Origin of the sequence: Brevundimonas sp. NIBR10 (genome assembly GCF_027912515.1) — a bacterium.
GTDB lineage: Bacteria > Pseudomonadota > Alphaproteobacteria > Caulobacterales > Caulobacteraceae > Brevundimonas.
The window spans coordinates 1,192,508-1,208,738 of the sequence record NZ_CP115464.1; the positions used below are offsets into that span (position 1 = coordinate 1,192,508).

General features: G+C 67.9%; 10 protein-coding genes. 4 read left to right on the top strand and 6 right to left on the bottom strand.

The genetic code is table 11. The features are described from left to right. Positions 1-233 precede the first annotated feature (233 nt). Together O5K39_RS05775 and O5K39_RS05780 are read left to right on the top strand one after the other, a co-directional pair. Entirely contained in the window at positions 234-3,323 is a 3,090-nt protein-coding gene (locus O5K39_RS05775) for a calcium-binding protein (RefSeq protein WP_271146329.1), read from the top strand. Between the two features lie 53 nt (positions 3,324-3,376). After that, the gene (locus O5K39_RS05780; RefSeq protein ID WP_271146330.1) at positions 3,377-4,450 is read left to right on the top strand and encodes a 2OG-Fe(II) oxygenase; all 1,074 of its coding nucleotides are present in this window, start codon (positions 3,377-3,379) and stop codon (positions 4,448-4,450) included. A 12-nt stretch (positions 4,451-4,462) separates the two neighbouring features. Here O5K39_RS05780 and polA read toward each other — a convergent pair whose 3' ends face one another. Both polA and O5K39_RS05790 read right to left on the bottom strand, forming a co-directional pair. Further along, positions 4,463-7,393, bottom strand: coding sequence for a DNA polymerase I (gene polA / locus O5K39_RS05785; RefSeq protein WP_271146331.1), 2,931 nt, complete (start codon positions 7,391-7,393; stop codon positions 4,463-4,465). A gap of 252 nt (positions 7,394-7,645) precedes the next feature. Continuing rightward, positions 7,646-8,284, bottom strand: a complete 639-nt coding sequence (locus O5K39_RS05790) for a DUF2141 domain-containing protein (RefSeq protein WP_271146332.1) — start codon at positions 8,282-8,284, stop codon at positions 7,646-7,648. Positions 8,285-8,355: 71 nt separating this feature from the next. Between O5K39_RS05790 and O5K39_RS05795 the strand changes: the two genes are divergently transcribed. Then, positions 8,356-9,165 (top strand): LytTR family DNA-binding domain-containing protein, encoded by an 810-nt coding sequence (locus O5K39_RS05795; RefSeq protein ID WP_271146333.1) that lies wholly within the window; start codon positions 8,356-8,358, stop codon positions 9,163-9,165. A gap of 264 nt (positions 9,166-9,429) precedes the next feature. Here the strand turns inward: O5K39_RS05795 and mce are convergent, their stop codons facing one another. From mce to O5K39_RS05815, 4 genes are all read right to left on the bottom strand, one after another. Then, a complete protein-coding gene (gene mce / locus O5K39_RS05800; RefSeq protein ID WP_271146334.1) occupies positions 9,430-9,852 on the bottom strand; it encodes a methylmalonyl-CoA epimerase in 423 nt (140 codons plus the stop codon). Then, positions 9,849-12,008, bottom strand: coding sequence for a methylmalonyl-CoA mutase (scpA, locus tag O5K39_RS05805; protein WP_271146335.1), 2,160 nt, complete (start codon positions 12,006-12,008; stop codon positions 9,849-9,851). The genes mce and scpA overlap by 4 nt, the downstream gene beginning before the upstream one ends. Beyond that, on the bottom strand, positions 12,008-13,387 hold the full coding sequence (locus O5K39_RS05810) for a methylmalonyl-CoA mutase family protein (protein ID WP_271146336.1): 1,380 nt from the start codon (positions 13,385-13,387) through the stop codon (positions 12,008-12,010). The genes scpA and O5K39_RS05810 overlap by 1 nt, the downstream gene beginning before the upstream one ends. A gap of 181 nt (positions 13,388-13,568) precedes the next feature. Beyond that, a complete protein-coding gene (locus tag O5K39_RS05815) occupies positions 13,569-15,563 on the bottom strand; it encodes an acetyl/propionyl/methylcrotonyl-CoA carboxylase subunit alpha (protein ID WP_271146337.1) in 1,995 nt (664 codons plus the stop codon). A gap of 150 nt (positions 15,564-15,713) precedes the next feature. Between O5K39_RS05815 and O5K39_RS05820 the strand changes: the two genes are divergently transcribed. Then, a complete protein-coding gene (locus tag O5K39_RS05820; RefSeq protein ID WP_271146338.1) occupies positions 15,714-16,127 on the top strand; it encodes a GIY-YIG nuclease family protein in 414 nt (137 codons plus the stop codon). Positions 16,128-16,231: the final 104 nt, after the last annotated feature.

Sequence of the window (16,231 nt, forward strand, 5' to 3'; positions counted from 1 at the left end):
CCGGGGGGAGGCCGCAGTCTACCACGGCCGGAAGGGTCGCCAGGTCGAAGGCCTCGAGAATCGTCCAATCCCTTATGGCGCAAGGGATTGCAGGCTCGAAGTTGGAGAGTTGGAGCCCCGATCACCTCTCGACTCGCAGTCCGGGGCGGCCGGGCACTGAGCCGCGCCCTATCGTGAGTTGAACCTTTCGGTGATCGGGGCGTAGGGTTGCCGGAGACATCAGGAGTTGATCCATGCCGACCTTCACCGGAACCGCAGGCGACGATACTCTCACCGGCGGAGAGGGTGACGACGTCATCACCGGCCTGACCGGGGACGATGTCCTGATCGGGGCGGGCGGCGACGACGTCCTGTCCGGCGGGCCGGGTCGCAACTATCTCGACGGCGGGCCCGGCAACGATACGGTCAGTTATCTGGACGCGACGATCGGGGTCGCCGTGTCACTGGCCGTCTCGGGATTCCAGAACACGGGGTACAGCACCGACCAGCTCGTCAGCATCAACCGCCTGATCGGTTCACAGCTTTTTGGCGATACCCTGACAGGCAGCGCGGGCGACGATGTGATCGACACGGGTTCGCGGGTTCTCCAAATCCAGCCGCAGCCCACGGCCTACGGATTCTTCAACGCGAATGACCTGGTCAATGCCGGCGAAGGCAACGACCGTATCACTGCCATCGGCGTGTCCAACGGCTCTGTGCTGAACGGGGAAGGCGGCAACGACGTGATCGAGGTCGGCTTTTCCGGCGTGTTCAGCGTCTTCAACTCCAATACGACCTGGACCGCCTACGACGGCACCGCGATCCGGGTGAACGGTGGAGACGGCAATGATACGCTGACAGTCCTGGGGCACGCCGTCATCGACGGCGGCACCGGCGACGACATCATCACGGCCGGTGTCGGGGCCATCGACGGAATCTCCAACCGGGGCAACACCAGCTATGTGAGCCCGCCGGGCACGGACACCACGGTACGGCTGACCGGCGGCACGGGTGCCGACACCTTCCGCATCTGGAACCCGGTCGGGACGGCCATCGTCACGGACTTCGACGTCGCCACGGACCGGCTGGACCTGTCGGGCAGCACCGTGGTCACCCTGAGCTACCGGCCGGTCTATATCGGCCAGCAGGGGGCGGACATCATCTTCTATGGCCGGGCCAGCGATGGCTCCAACGGCATCGGCGTCGTCTATGGACGGCTGCTGAACGTCGATGCGCGGGCCATCCCGACCTCGTCCTACCTGAACAACGGGTCGTCGCCTTACGCTCCGACCGGCATCGTCCAGACAGGTTCGATCACCTATTTCGGCACGACCGGAAACGATGTCGTGACGGGGTGGTCCTCGGCCAACGGCGGGGACGGCGACGACACGATCACGGCCCCGGCGACAGGCCCATCGAACCTCAGCGGCGAGACCGGGAACGACGTGCTGATCGGCGGCGACGGCGTGGCCTTGCTGGTCGGCGGAGCCGGCAATGACCGTCTGCAGGGCGGCGCGGCCAACGACATCCTGCGGGGCGACGACGGCGACGACAGTCTGCGCGGTGGAGCAGGCAATGACAGTCTGGATGGCGGCGCGGGGTTCGACACCGCCGATTACAGCGACGCTACCAGCGCAGTCGTGGTCAGCCTCGCGGCCCGGCAGGCAAGCGGAGGTGCCGGCTCGGACACCCTGAACGGGGTGGAAGGCATCATCGGATCGACGTTCGGCGACACCCTTACCGGGTCGGCGACGGGGGATACCCTGCGCGGCGGGCAGGGTCTGGACCTGCTGACGGGCGGGGCCGGTGCGGACATCTTCGTCTTCGCGGCGGGGGATTCGACGGGAACGGCCATTGATTCCATCGCGGACTTCCAGAGCGGCTCGGACCGGATCGTGATCGAGGGCACGGTCAGCAACGGGCTGAGCCTGGTGCGGACCAACGGCGGGGGCACACTGGTGTTCGCCGGGCATCTGTTGGCGACCCAGACGGTGATCGGGGTCAACGGCACGATCCAGGCGGGGGATGTGTTCGGCGCAAACGGCGAAATCCTGCCCGCCAACATGGCTGGCTCGGACGGGTCGGACGTGCTGATCGGGTCGAGCCTGGCCGACACGATCAACGGTGGGGCGGGCGATGATTTCATCACCGGCGGAGGCGGGCGGGACGTCCTGACCGGCGGGGCGGGCACCGATCAGTTCATCTATCTGGCCCCCGGCGTGGACGAGTATGACCGGATCACCGACTTCCAGACCGGCGTCGATCTGATCAACCTGAACTCGATCCTGCCGCTGTCCATCCGGATTGACCGCTATGCCGAGGGACGGGAAACGGTGGTGTTTGCCAACAATGCGAACAGCAGCTTCCAGATTTATGTGCAGAGCCTGGTCCAGGGGAACGACTTCCTGCTGGCCGGCCGAACCAATATTCCCCTCCAGATGAACGGTGCCGGTGCGGCGGACTGGCTGGCCGGCGGCGTGGCCGACGACACGATCTATGGCGGTGGGGGCGCGGATGCCCTGGCGGGCGGCGCGGGGGCGGACGTCTTCCTGTACCGCGCCGCGTTGGACTCGACCGCGAGCGCGACCGACAACCTGTACGACTTCGAGACGGGCATCGACACCATCAGCTTCACCAGCAACCCCCTGACCGCGATCAGCATCATCCGCACCGACAACGGGTCGAGTTTCGTCTTTGCAGACTCCGCTGCGGGCAACATGGTGATCTCGGCCGCTGGGCGGGCCATCAACGGGTCGGACATCAACTACGGGAACGGCTCGGCCATCGGCATCTATCTGATCGGCTCAAGCGGCGCAGACGTGCTGATGGGCTCCCGGTTCGCCGATCCGATCCAGGGCGGGGCGGGCAATGACTCGATTACCGGTGGCGGTGGGGCCGACGTGCTGTTCGGGGAAGGCGGGGCGGATACCTTCGTCTATCGCGCGGCGTCGGACTCGACCGTCGCGGCGGCGGATACGATCTTCGGCTTCGTGTCGGGGTCGGACCGGCTCGATCTCAGTGCGGTACGGACGGGGGCGTCGGATGCGTTCGGCATCGCCTATCTGAGCGGCGGCAGCTTCCTGTTCGTCGATCTGGGGGGGAACGGAACCAACGACATGCTGATCCAGCTGGCGGGGACGACGCTGGTGGCCTCGGATATCCGCTGGAGCGCCAGCGCGAGCGAGATGGAGCCGGTCGCCAAGGCGGCGGGGCCGGAGGTGCTGCCGGTGTCGGACGATGTCGATGGCGCGTGGACCGGGCTGGTTTCGCGGCACGATGACGGGATGCTGTTCCTCGACGACGGGGGATCGGCGTCGGCGCGCGGGCATGACTGGTATCTGTAGAGGTGTCTGTCGTTCCGGCTTGAACGGCGGCGCGGGGCGCGGCAGGTTGCGACATGGCCCTGTTGACCGGTGATCCCTTCCCCAGCTTTCGTGCGCCGGGGAATTCCAACCCGAACTATGCGTTCGATTCCGCCGCCGGGCGGTATCTGGTGCTGGCGGTCCTCAGCGGGGCGAGCGACGCCGAGATCGAGGCCGCGACCGTGCTGGCAGCTCGGCACCGTACTAAATTCGATGACGACAGCCGCAGCTTTTTCGGCCTGTTGCCCGATCGGCCGGAGTGGCGCGGGCGGTTTCCGGATTCGATGCCGGGGGTGCGGTGGCTCTATGATTCCGGGGCGGTGCGGGAGTTGATCCAGGTGCCCGACGGCCCGCCGCAGTGGATCGTGATCGATCCCTCGATGCGGGTGCTGGCCTGTGCCGGGCCGGACCGGGCGGAGGAACTGCTGGCCGGGCTGGACCACCTGCCGCCGCCGGATCGGCATGCGGGGGTGGCGTCGCATGCGCCGGTCCTGATCCTGCCGCGCATCTTCGAGCCCGGCTTCTGTCAGGTGCTGATCGACCATTACGACAGGGTGGGGGGCCAGGAATCGGGCTTCATGCGCGAGGTCGACGGGGTCACCCGGCTGATGACCGACCCCAACCACAAGAAGCGCTCCGACGTCCTGATCGAGGATCAGACGCTGGTCACGGCCGCCCGGGCCCGGATCGCGCGGCGGCTGGTGCCCGAGATCAGGAAGGCTTTCCAGTATGAGGCGACGCGGATCGAACGCTATCTGGTGGCCACCTATGATGCGGCGACCGGCGGCTATTTCCGGCCGCACCGGGACAACACGACCAAGGGCACGGCGCACCGGCGGTTCGCGGTCTCGATCAACCTGAACCACGATTTCGACGGCGGCGACCTGAGGTTTCCCGAGTATGGGGCGACCACGCTGAGGCCGCCGCCGGGCGGGGCGGTGGTGTTCTCCTGCTCGCTGCTGCACGAGGCGACGCCGGTGACTCGCGGGCGTCGCTATGCGTTCCTGCCGTTCCTCTATGACGAGGCGGCGGCCAAGGTGCGCGAGGAGAACCTGAAATTCCTCGATCCGACGGGGCTGCGGCAGGGGACGCCCGTTCCGGCCGAGTGACCGGGCCAGGCGTCAGTGCGCCTCGTCCCAGTTGAGGGCGGCGCGGGCGTCGACGACCAGGGGGACGCTGAGCTTGATGGCCGGTTCGTCGGCCGTCTCCATCACCCGGCGGATGACGGTCATGGCGCGATCGGCCAGGGCTTCGGGGGCCTCGAAGACCAGTTCGTCGTGGACCTGGAGCAGCATCTTGACCTCCGACAGACCGGCCTCGGCCAGGGCCGCGTGCATCCGCATCATGGCGCGGCGGATGATGTCGGCGGCGGCGCCCTGGATCGGGGCGTTGATGGCGGCGCGCTCGCCGAACTGGCGTTCGGCCCCCGACTTGGAGTGGATGGCCGGGATGTGGATCTTGCGGCCGAACAGGGTGGAGACGTATCCGGCGGCGCGGACCTCGGCGCGGGTCTTGTCCATATAGTCGCGGATGCCGGGGAAGCGCTCGAAATAGGTCTTGATATAGGCCCCGGCCTCGCCCTGATCGATGCCCAGCTGGGCGGCCAGGCCGAAGGCGGAGATGCCGTAGACGATGCCGAAATTGATCGCCTTGGCGCGGCGCCGCGTCTCGGCGGGCATGCCCTCGACGGGGACGCCGAACATCTCGGATGCGGTCGCCGCATGGATGTCGAGCCCGGCCTTGAAGGCGCGTTTCAGCTCGGGGATGTCGCCGATGTGGGCCAGCAGGCGCAGCTCGATCTGGCTGTAGTCGGCGCTGATCAGGACATTTCCGGGGGCGGCGATGAAGGCCTGGCGGATCTGGCGACCGATCTCGTTCCGGACCGGGATGTTCTGCAGGTTGGGGTCCGACGAGGCGAGGCGGCCGGTGGTGGCGGCGGCCAACTGGTAGGAGGTGTGGACCCGGTTGGTGGCCTCGTCCATCGCCGCGACGAGGGCGTCGGTATAGGTGCCCTTGAGCTTGCTGAGCTGGCGCCAGTCCAGGATGGCGCGGGGCAGGGGGTGGGTTTCGGCCAGGGCCTCCAGCGTGGCGGCGCCGGTTTCCCATTGGCCCGAGGCGGTCTTCTTGCCGCCGGTCAGGTTCAGTTCGCCGAATAGAAGCTCGCCGATCTGTTTGGGGCTGCCGATGGAGAAGGGGCGGCCGGCGATCTCGTGGGCCTGGATCTCCAGCTCGGCCATGCGGATGCCGAACTCGGACGACAGGCGGCGCAGGCGGTCGGGATCGACGCGGATGCCCTCCAGCTCCATCTGGGCCAGGACGGCGGGCATGCCGCGTTCCAGCGTCTCATAGACGGTCATCAGGCCGGCCTTGGCCAGCCGGGGTTTCAGGATGCGCCAGAGCCTCAGGGTGACGTCGGCGTCTTCGGCGGCATAGGCGGTCGCGGGTTTCAGCTCGACGTGCTTGAAGGATTTCTGGGCCTTGCCGGTGCCGGTGACCTGTTTGAACGGGATGGGGTCGTGGCCGAGGTGGAGCCGGGCCAGTTCGTCCATGCCGTGGCCGTGCAGGCCGCCCTCCAGCACGTAGGAGATCAGCATGGTGTCGTCGATGGGCGACACCCGGATGCCGCGGCGGGCCATGACGGCGAGGTCGTATTTGCCGTTCTGGGTGACCTTGAGGACGCCGGGGTTCTCCAGCAGGACCTTGAGCCGGGCCAGGGTGGTGGGCTTGTCCAGCTGGGTCAGGGGCTCGCGGGTATCGGGCGTGTCGCCGAAGTCCAGACCGCCTGCGCCGGCCATGGGCGGATGTTCGTGGGTCAGGGGGATGTAGGCGGCGTCGTTGGGGCCGATGGCCAGGGACACGCCACAGAGCCCGGCGTGGGTGGCCGACAGGGCATCGGTCTCGGTGTCGAAACCGACGGCGCCCGCGGCGGTCGCACGGGCGATGAAGGCGTCGAGCGCCTCCAGCGTCTGGATGCACTGGTAAGAGTCGTGGTCGAAGGTCTGGGTCGGGGCGTCGGCGTTGACGGCCTGGGGGGCGTAGCGGGGCGAGATGACGGGGGCCGTCGGCACACGCGGAGCCGGGCGGTTCTGGGGGGCGGTGAAGGCCTGGCCATCGTGGCCCGCCGTCTTGCCGTCGCCGACGCGGCGCAGCAGGGAGCGGAACTCCATCGACTCCAGAAAGGCGGACAGGGTCGCCGGATCGGGATCGCGTACGGCGAAATCCTCGATCGCCTCGGGCGCAGGCGCGTCACAGGTCAGGCGGACCAGTTCGCGGCTGAGCAGGATTTGATCCCTGAAATTGATCAGTGTCTCGCGGCGCTTGGGCTGTTTGATCTCGCCGGCCCGTTCCAGCAGGGTGTCGAGGTCGCCGTATTCGTCCAGCAGCTGGGCCGCCGTCTTGGGGCCGATGCCGGGGGCCCCGGGGACGTTGTCGACGCTGTCGCCGATCAGGGCCTGGAGATCGACCATCTTGTCGGGGGTGACGCCGAACTTCTCCATCACGGCCTCTTCGGCCAGACGACGGTCCTTCATCGGGTCGTACATGACGACGCCGCGCCCGATCAACTGCATCAGGTCCTTGTCGGACGAGACGATGACGGCCTCGCCGCCCGCGTCGCGCGCCTTGCAGGCATAGGTGGCGATCAGGTCGTCGGCTTCGTAGCCCGGCAGTTCGACGCAATGGACGCCGAAGGCGGCGGTGGCCTCGCGCACCAGGGGGAATTGGGGGATCAGGTCCTCGGGCGGGGCCGAGCGGTTGGCCTTGTACTGGTCGTAGAGGTCGTTCCGGAACGTCTTTTCCGAATGGTCGAAGATGGCGGCCAGATGGGTGGGGCCGTCGGCGCCCTTCATGTCCTGCAGCAGCTTCCACAGCATGTTGCAGTAGCCCTGGACCGCCCCGACGGGCAGGCCGTCGGACTTGCGCGTCAGGGGCGGCAGGGCGTGGTAGGCGCGGAAGATATAGGCCGAGGCGTCGATCAGATAGAGCCGCAGCGGCGGGCCGTCCTGGGTCAGGGGGCGGTCGGTTTCGGTCGCTGCGGCGGTCGTGTCGGACATGGTTAGTAGCATAGGGCGGGCGGGTGCATTCGTCACCGGCTCACCTCCACATCGCCGAAGGGCGATGGGGAGGACAGACCGCGCAGCGGTCAGGAGGGGGCGACCCGGTCTAGCCTGTGAGGGAGTTCTGGCCGTCTGCGGGGTTTCACGCAGCGCCCACTTTCGACATCGCGTCGCCCCCTCCTGATCGGCGAAGACGCCGATCTGTCCTTTCCATTCGCCTTCGCGAATGGAGAGGTGAGTCGTGTCGCCTCAGCGCAGGATGGCGTTCATCGGGTTGCGCAGGATGATGCGCTGGGTCGTGCCGGTGGCTCCGACGGAGAAGGCCGCGCTGTCGAACGAGGGGGGACCGAAGCGGGCGCGAGCGTTGTTGGAGAAGCCGAAGGGCTCGCGCGGCAGGCCGAACGCCCCCTTGCCCAGTTCGCCGTCGCCGTCGACGTCCTGAAACGCCGCGATGGCATAGCGGCCGGGCTGGAGGCCCTGGACGAAGGCGGTGATCTGGCCGTTGCGGTTGCGGGTCAGCATCAGGGTGCGAATCGGGCTGCGGTTGCGGCGGAAGCTGTCGGCGTCGCGATAGATGGCGACGGCGACCCGGCCGGTGGGCTGGGGCGTTTCGAACTCGAGCAACAGGGAGGTCTGGGCCGGGCGGCCGGTCGAGGGCGGGCGCTGGCTGGGCATGGGTATGGCCGAGGGGCGGCTGGTTCCGCTGGACGGCACCGGCACGGCCGGGCCGACGGGGCCGGGTCCGGGGGCCACGACCGGGTTGCCGCCGGGACGCGTCGGCGGCGGCACGGGCACGCGCCCGGTCTGCTGGGCCCAGGCGATGCCGGAGGGGGCGACACCCGACGCGGCGGCGAGGGCGATTGCGACGAGGGCGAGGATGCGCTTCATTCCGGGGCCGTTTCGTGGTCTCAAAGCCTTACTCCCCCAACCATGACGACCAAGCGCGCCCGATTGCAATGATGAACACCCCGATTCCCCAACAGAGCGTGGCGGCGCGGCCCGTAGCCCAGCGCCCCGTTACCCAGCGTCCCGTCACCCTTGGGCTGGCGCGCGGCCTTGTCGTGGCGGCGGCGGCCGGGGGTCTGCTCGCATTCTCGGGGGCCTTCGGCACGGTCGACGCACCGATGTGGATGCGGCTGGTCTATTGGGTTCCGGTGATGCTGGCGGGCGCTCTGTGGGGACAGGTCTGTTCCTGGCTGGTCCAGCGGTGGGTCGATCTGGACGACCGGCCATGGCTGACCGTGGCGGCCCTGACCGCCTCCATCTCCGGCCCGGTGTCGGTGATGGTGTGGCTGGTCACGGGTCTGGTGTTCACGGGGCGGATCTATCCCCTGATGGCCTTGCCGTTGATGGTCGGTCCGGTCGTCTTGATCACCCTGACCATGAGCACGCTCAACGTCTTTCTGGCCAAGGCCCAGCCGGTCCAGACCCATGCCGCCCCGGCCGGTGCCGCGCCCGCCCGTTTTCCAGACCGTTTGCCGCCGAAGCTGAGAGGAGCCGCGATCCGCGCGGTACAGGCCGAGGATCATTACCTGCGCATCCATACCGACCGGGGCTCGGACCTGATCCTGATGCGCCTGTCCGATGCGCTGGAGGAGCTGGAAGGGCTGGAGGGGGCCCAGACCCATCGCAGCTGGTGGGTCGCGCGGGACGCGGTGCGCGACGTCAGCCGGGGTGACGGGCGGGCGACGCTGGCGCTGGAGGGCGGGGTGACGGCTCCGGTCAGTCGGCGGTACGCGAAGGCTCTGCGGGACGCGGGGTGGTATTAGGCGCTTCTGCGACAGCAAGTTCATCACAACGAACACGGCGAGGCACAACGAACACGACGGGACCGAGGCGGAGTTCCAAGGGTGGACTTGTGGGCACCTGCTCAGATTGCGGCTTCGCCGCGATGAGTGATCGGCTCGTCTCCCGATCACCGGCTGAAGCCTGACCAGCCGGATCTTCGCGCTCGGCTCCGTTGTGTTCGTCGTGGTTCGTTGTGCCCGTTGTGATCAACCCCTTCAGGCCGGGCCACTCCGCAGACGGAAGGCCTAATGCGCGCCCTTCGGCGCTTCCATCAGCTCGATCAGGACGCCGCCCATCTGTTTGGGATGAAGGAAGACGACCGGCGTGCCGTGGGCACCGATGCGGGGTTCGCCGGTGCCCAGGATGGTAACGCCTTTGCTGCGCATCTGCGCGACCGCAGCGTGGATGTCGGCGACCTCGAAACAGACGTGATGCTGGCCGCCGGACGGGTTCTTGGCCAGGAAGCCGACGATGGGGCTGGTCTCGTCATAGGGTTCGATCAGCTCGATCTGGGCCGTCGGGGTGTCGATGAAGCAGACCTTCACTCCCTGGGCCGGCAGGTCGAACGGCTCGCCGATCCGGGTGGCCCCCAGGATGTCGCGATAGAGTTTGATCGACTCGGCGATCGACGGCGTGGCGACCCCGACGTGGTTCAGATTGCCGATCATGCGGGTTCCTTGACGGGCGCGGGCTGGGCGTAGCCGAGCCGCTGGTTCAGCTTCTCGATCAGGTCGACGGCGGTGTCGGCCACGGTCGAGCCGGGCGGATAGACGGCGGCGGCACCCATGTCGATCAGGGGCTGGACGTCGGACGGCGGGATCACCCCGCCGACCACGATCATGATGTCTGGTCGGCCGAGGCGCTCCAGTTCGGCGCGCAGTTCCGGCACCAGCGTCAGATGCCCGGCCGCCAGCGACGAGGCCCCGACCGCGTGGACATTCTTGGCCACCGCGTCGCGCGCGGCCTCGGCGGGGGTCTGGAACAGGCAGCCCGCCGTGACGTCGAGACCCAGGTCGCCATAGCCGGTGGCGATGACCTTCTGGCCCCGGTCGTGGCCGTCCTGGCCCAGTTTGGCGATCAGGATGCGGGGCGGGCCGCCGTCGTTCTCGACGAAGGTGGCGACCATGTCACGGGCGCGGGCGAAGCGGGTGTCACCTCCGGCCTCCTTCGAATAGACGCCCGACACCGTCTTCACCGAGGCGACGTGGCGGCCGAAGGCGGCCTCCAGCGCGTCGGAGATCTCGCCGACCGTGGCGTGGGCGCGGGCCGCCTGGACTGACAATTCCAGCAGGTTGGCGGTACCCTTGGCACCTTCGGTCAGGGCGGTCAGCGCGGCCTGGACCGCCGTCTCGTCGCGTTCGGCGCGGAGGCGTTTCAGCTTCTCGATCTGGGCCGTCAGCACGGCGGCATTGTCGACCTTCAGCATCGGGATGTCGTCGGGGGTGTCGTTCAGATAGCGGTTCACGCCCACGACGGTCTGTTTGCCGGTGTCGATCCGGGCCTGGGTTTTGGCGGCGGATTCCTCGATCCGCAGCTTGGGGATGCCGGCCTCGATGGCCTTGGCCATGCCGCCCAGGGCCTCGACCTCGGCCATGTGGGCGCGGGCCTTTTCGGCGAGTTCGTGGGTCAGGCGTTCGACGTAGTAGCTGCCGCCCCAGGGGTCGATGGTGCGGGTCAGGCCGGTCTCGGTCTGGAGCAGGATCTGGGTGTTGCGCGCGATCCGGGCCGAAAAGTCCGTGGGCAGAGCCAGCGCCTCGTCGAGCGCATTGGTGTGCAGGGACTGGGTCTGGCCGCCCGCCGCCGCCATGGCCTCGACCATGGTGCGGGGCACGTTGTTGAACACGTCCTGGGCCGCCAGGGACCAGCCGGAGGTCTGGCAGTGGGCGCGCAGGGACAGGGATTTGGGATCGACCCCGCCCTCGCGCCGCACGGCCTCGGCCCACAGCAGGCGGCCGGCGCGCATCTTGGCCACCTCCATGAAGTAGTTCATGCCGATGGCCCAGAAGAAGGACAGGCGCGGCGCGAAGGCATCGATCGACATGCCCGCCGCCTTGCCCGCACGCAGATATTCGATCCCGTCCGCCAGGGTATAGGCCAGTTCGATGTCGGCCGAGGCCCCCGCCTCCTGCATGTGATAGCCGGAGATGGAGATGGAGTTGAACTTGGGCGTCTCCTTCGCCGTCCAGGCGAAGATGTCGGCGATGATCCGCATGCTCGGCGTGGGCGGATAAATATAGGTGTTCCGGACCATGAACTCCTTGAGGATGTCGTTCTGGATGGTGCCGGTCAGCTTGGCGTGGGGCACGCCCTGTTCCTCGGCGGCGACGACATAGAGGGCCAGGATCGGCAGGACGGCGCCGTTCATGGTCATCGAGACCGACATCTGGTCCAGGGGGATGCCGTCGAACAGGGTGCGCATATCCAGGATCGAATCGATGGTGACACCGGCCATGCCGACGTCGCCCTTCACCCGGGGGTGGTCGGAATCATAGCCCCGGTGGGTGGCCAGGTCGAAGGCGATCGAGAGCCCCTTCTGACCTGCCGCGAGGTTGCGGCGATAGAAGGCGTTGGATTCGTCGGCGGTCGAGAACCCCGCGTACTGGCGGATGGTCCAGGGATTGCCCGCGTACATGGTCGGATAGGGGCCCCGCAGGAAGGGCGCGAAGCCCGGTAGTCCGTGTACGGATTCATTGCCGTCGATCGCCGAGGCGTCATAGTCCGTGGCGATCTCGATACCCTCGGGGGTGAGCCAGGGATCGCGGGCGGGGCCATGTCCGGTCGGGGACAGGTCGAGCTCGGCCTTGGTGAAGTCGGGGAATGTCATCAGTTGGCCCCCTCGAAGGCGGCGGCGAAGCGGACGGGCGCAAGGGGCTCGCAGGTGTCGGCGTGGGCGGCGGGTGCGGCTGGCGGCGCGGGTTCGACGGAGGCCGGACGGACGTCCTTGTCCACGAATTTGGTGACGCCGACGATCTGTCTGGCACCGTTGTCGAAGGTGGCTTGCAGGCCGGCACGCGAGGCGGCGACCCGCATCTGGATCGCGCCGCCCTTGAGCGAGGCGACCACGCCGCCTTCGCGTTCGATACGCTGGAACTCGGCCCAGGCGGCACCGGCGAGGTCGTGGGTGCGGCTGTCGAGGAACCAGGAGCCGGCGGCGGGATCGTCGACGCGGCCGAGGTTGGCCTCCTCCATCAGGACCAGCTGGGTGTTGCGGGCCTGACGCCGGGCGGAGGCGTCGGGGCGGCCCGAGGCGCGAGTGAAGGCGTCCAGAACGACGGCGTCCGCCCCGCCGACGGCCCCGGCGAACCCGGCGGCGGTCAGGCGCAGCAAGTTGGGCCAGGGGTCGCGGGCAGCCAGCATGCGGCGCGAGGACCGGGCCTCGATGTTGGCGGGGATGTCGAGGCCGAAGGCCCTGGTCACCGAGGCCCAGAGAATCCTCAGGGCACGGACCTTGGCCAGGCTGTCGAAATATTCGGCATCGACTGAGACGCCGAGGACCGTGCCGCGCAGGGCCGCTTCGGGGCTCATCCCGACCTCGACGGCGGCCTTCGCATAGGCGACGGCGCCGGCGAGGGCGAAGCCGAGTTCCTGGCCGATCGAACCGCCGGCCTCGTGCACGACCCGGCCGGTGGCGAGGAAGAAGGTCGCCTCCGGATAGGCCCCCGCGTGGCGGTCGGCGGTGTTGGCGGCGATGGACAGGTGTTCGGCGATGGCGCGCGGCGATCCCCCGGCCTCGGCGAAGGCCGAGATCGGGTCCATGTGGAACATCAGTTTCGCGCGCGGCGACCCCTTGGCCACGACGGCCAGGGCATTGGCCGCGTCGGGTCCGTCGATCCCGGCGTCCAGTGCGACGGGGGCGAGTTCGAGCGCGACGCCGTTCAGCGCCCGGCCCAGCGGCTCCGAGTCCGACAGCACGCCGCCTGACAGGATCACGCTGGCCGCGCCGCCTTCGAGATCGGTCAGGACGGCGGCGTTGACGGTTTCGGGATCTTCGCCCTCGACCAGCGTCCGCACGTCCCAGGCGCGGCCTTCGGCGTCGGTGGGGCGCGGCGCGAACAGGGGGGTGACGCCGGTGGCGGCGGCATAGAGAGGCCGGATCGCGAGATGGTCAGCGTCAAGGTGGAGCAGGGAGTCGAGTGGTTTGTCCTTTAGGGCCCTGGTCGCGGACTCGCGCCATTGCTCGGGGGTGGGGGTGGGGAAGGTCATGCCCTTATCCCTTCCGTCATTCCGGGCGCAGCGTAGCGGAGACCCGGAACAAGGCGGCGCCGTAGCGGAGCGAAGGCGATGTTTGACGCAGATGCGTGCGTGACAGTTTCGCGCTCGCGCGCGCCGCCTTGTTCCGGGTTGCGCTGCGCGCCCCCGGAATGACGAAAGGGAGAGGAGTCCATCACTCGAATTCCACCAGCACGTCGTCGGCGGCGACGGGGTCGCCCGCCTGGGCGCCGACCATCTTCACCACGCCGTCGCGCTCGGCCTTCATGATGTTCTGCATCTTCATGGCTTCAATGATGGCGACGGTTTCGCCGGTCTTGACCGACTGGCCGGGCGTCACGGCGATGGAGACGACCAAGCCGGGCATGGGGGACTGGATCAGTTTGGAGGTGTCGGCGGCGACCTTCTCCGGCAGGCGCGCGAACAGTTCGGCGACGTGGGGCGACAGGACGCGGACGCGGGATTTCGAGGCGCGCGAACGGATGTCGAAGCCGTCGGCGATGCGTTTGACCTCGGCGGTGAAGGGGGCGTCGTCGAGGACGCCCCGGAACTGGGCCTGGCCGGGGCGCCAGTCGATGTCGGACAGGCGCAGCGCCCGGTCTTCGCCGACCAGTTCGATCGTCAACGCCTCGTCGTCATCGTAGCTGACCGAGGCGCCGATGGGCAGGCGATCGATCAGGACGATCCAGTCGGTGCGGTCGGACGGGTCGCCGGACTGTTCGGCCAGGATCTCGTTCATGGCGACGGCGCAGGCGACCATGACGTCCTTCTGCAGGGGTCCGGCGGGAATGCCGTGAAAGCCGTCCGGGAATTCGTCGACGATATAGCTGGTCGAGAGCGCGCCCGACTTGAACCGGTCCTGATCCATGACGGCGGCGAGGAAGGGGACGTTGTGGCCGACGCCTTGAAGGTGGGTGTCCTCCAGCGCCCGCGCCATCCCCTCAACCGCGCCCGCCCGCGTCGGGGCCCAGGCGCAGAGTTTGGAGATCATGGGGTCGTAGAACATGGAGATCTCGTCGCCCTCGCGGACGCCGGAATCGTTACGGACCGTGTACGGACCAATCGGAGATTCGTGCTCGCCCTCCTCGGCGGTTTCGTAGCGAACCAGACGGCCGATGGAGGGCAGGAAGCCGCGATAGGGATCCTCGGCATAGATGCGGCTCTCGATGGCCCAGCCGTTGATCTTGAGGTCGTCCTGACCGAAGGCCATCGTCTCTCCGGCCGCCGAACGGATCATCTGTTCGACCAGATCGACGCCGGTGATCAGCTCGGTCACCGGATGCTCGACCTGCAGCCGGGTGTTCATTTCCAGGAAGTAGAAGCTGCGGTCCTGACCCGCCACGAACTCCACCGTGCCGGCGGAATCGTAATTCACGGCGCGGGCCAGGGCGATGGCCTGGTCGCCCATCAGCTTGCGGGTGGCGTCGTCGAGCAGGGGCGACGGCGCCTCCTCGATGACCTTCTGGTTGCGGCGCTGGATCGAGCATTCGCGGTCGAACAGGCTGACGATGTTGCCGTGCTTGTCGCCCAGCACCTGGATCTCGATGTGGCGCGGGTTGACGATGAATTTCTCCAGGAAGACCCGGTCGTCGCCGAACGCCGTCAGCGCCTCGGCCTTCACCGCTGCGAACCCTTCGGCCATGTCGGTTTCGGAATGGGCGACGCGGATGCCCTTGCCGCCGCCGCCGGCCGAGGCCTTGATCATGACCGGATAGCCGATCTCGGCGGCGATATGGACCGCGTGGTCGGGGCTTTCGATCAGACCCATGTATCCGGGCACGGTCGAGACGCCGGCTTCGGCCGCGAACTTCTTGGACGTGATCTTGTCGCCCATCGCCTCGATCGCATAGGGGTTCGGGCCGATGAAGGTGATGCCCTCTGCCTCCAGCCTGCGCGCAAACACCGGGTTCTCCGACAGGAAGCCGAAGCCGGGATGCACCGCCTCCGCGCCCGACTGGCGCACGGCCTCCACGATCCTGTCCTGGATCAGATAGGACTGGGCCGCCGGCGAAGGCCCGATATGGATCGTCTCGTCGGCCATCTCCCAGGCCTTGGACCCGGTGTCGGCGTCGGAGTGAACCAGCACCGTCTGGATGCCCATCTTGCGCGCGGTCTTGATGATCCGAACGGCGATCTCGCCCCGGTTGGCGATGAGGATTTTGGAGAACATGGGGCGGTCCTAGGCTTTACAGATCGCCGTCATCCTAGGCCTTGTGCCTAGGATCCAGACGCTCGGTGCGGATCGTGGGTTACCGTCGCCGGCGGTGTTTCTGGATCCTCGGGACAGGCCCGAGGATGACGATGGTGGGGAGACGAACGAATGGTCACTCGCGACGGAATCATCGCCTGCTACATGATGTCCAACCAGATGCACGGTTCGATCTACATCGGCGTGAGCGGCGATCTCATTGCTCGCATTGGCCAGCATCGGGAGGGGCGCGGCAGTCGGCATACCAGCAAGTATGGGCTCAAGCGGCTGGTCTGGTATCAACCGTTCGAGTTGATGACGGTGGCGATCCAGCGGGAGAAGTCGCTGAAACGCTACGAGCGCGACTGGAAATGCAACCTGATCGAGCGGATGAATCCGGATTGGTCGGATTTGTACAACAGCCTGGTCACCGGGGGCGTGGCTGTGCCGCCCGACCCGGACCTGTACCGTGACTGGACGCCGAAGGAGGCGGAGCCGCCCAAGCCGCGTCCGCTGCCCAAGGACTGGCCGACGTCCGACGAGTGACGAACCCGTATCCACACACTCCGTCACCCTAGGCCCCTCGGGACCGCGCCGCTTGCGCGGCCCGCCCAAGGGCAAGCTTGTGCCTAGGGTCCAGGCTCCCGGTG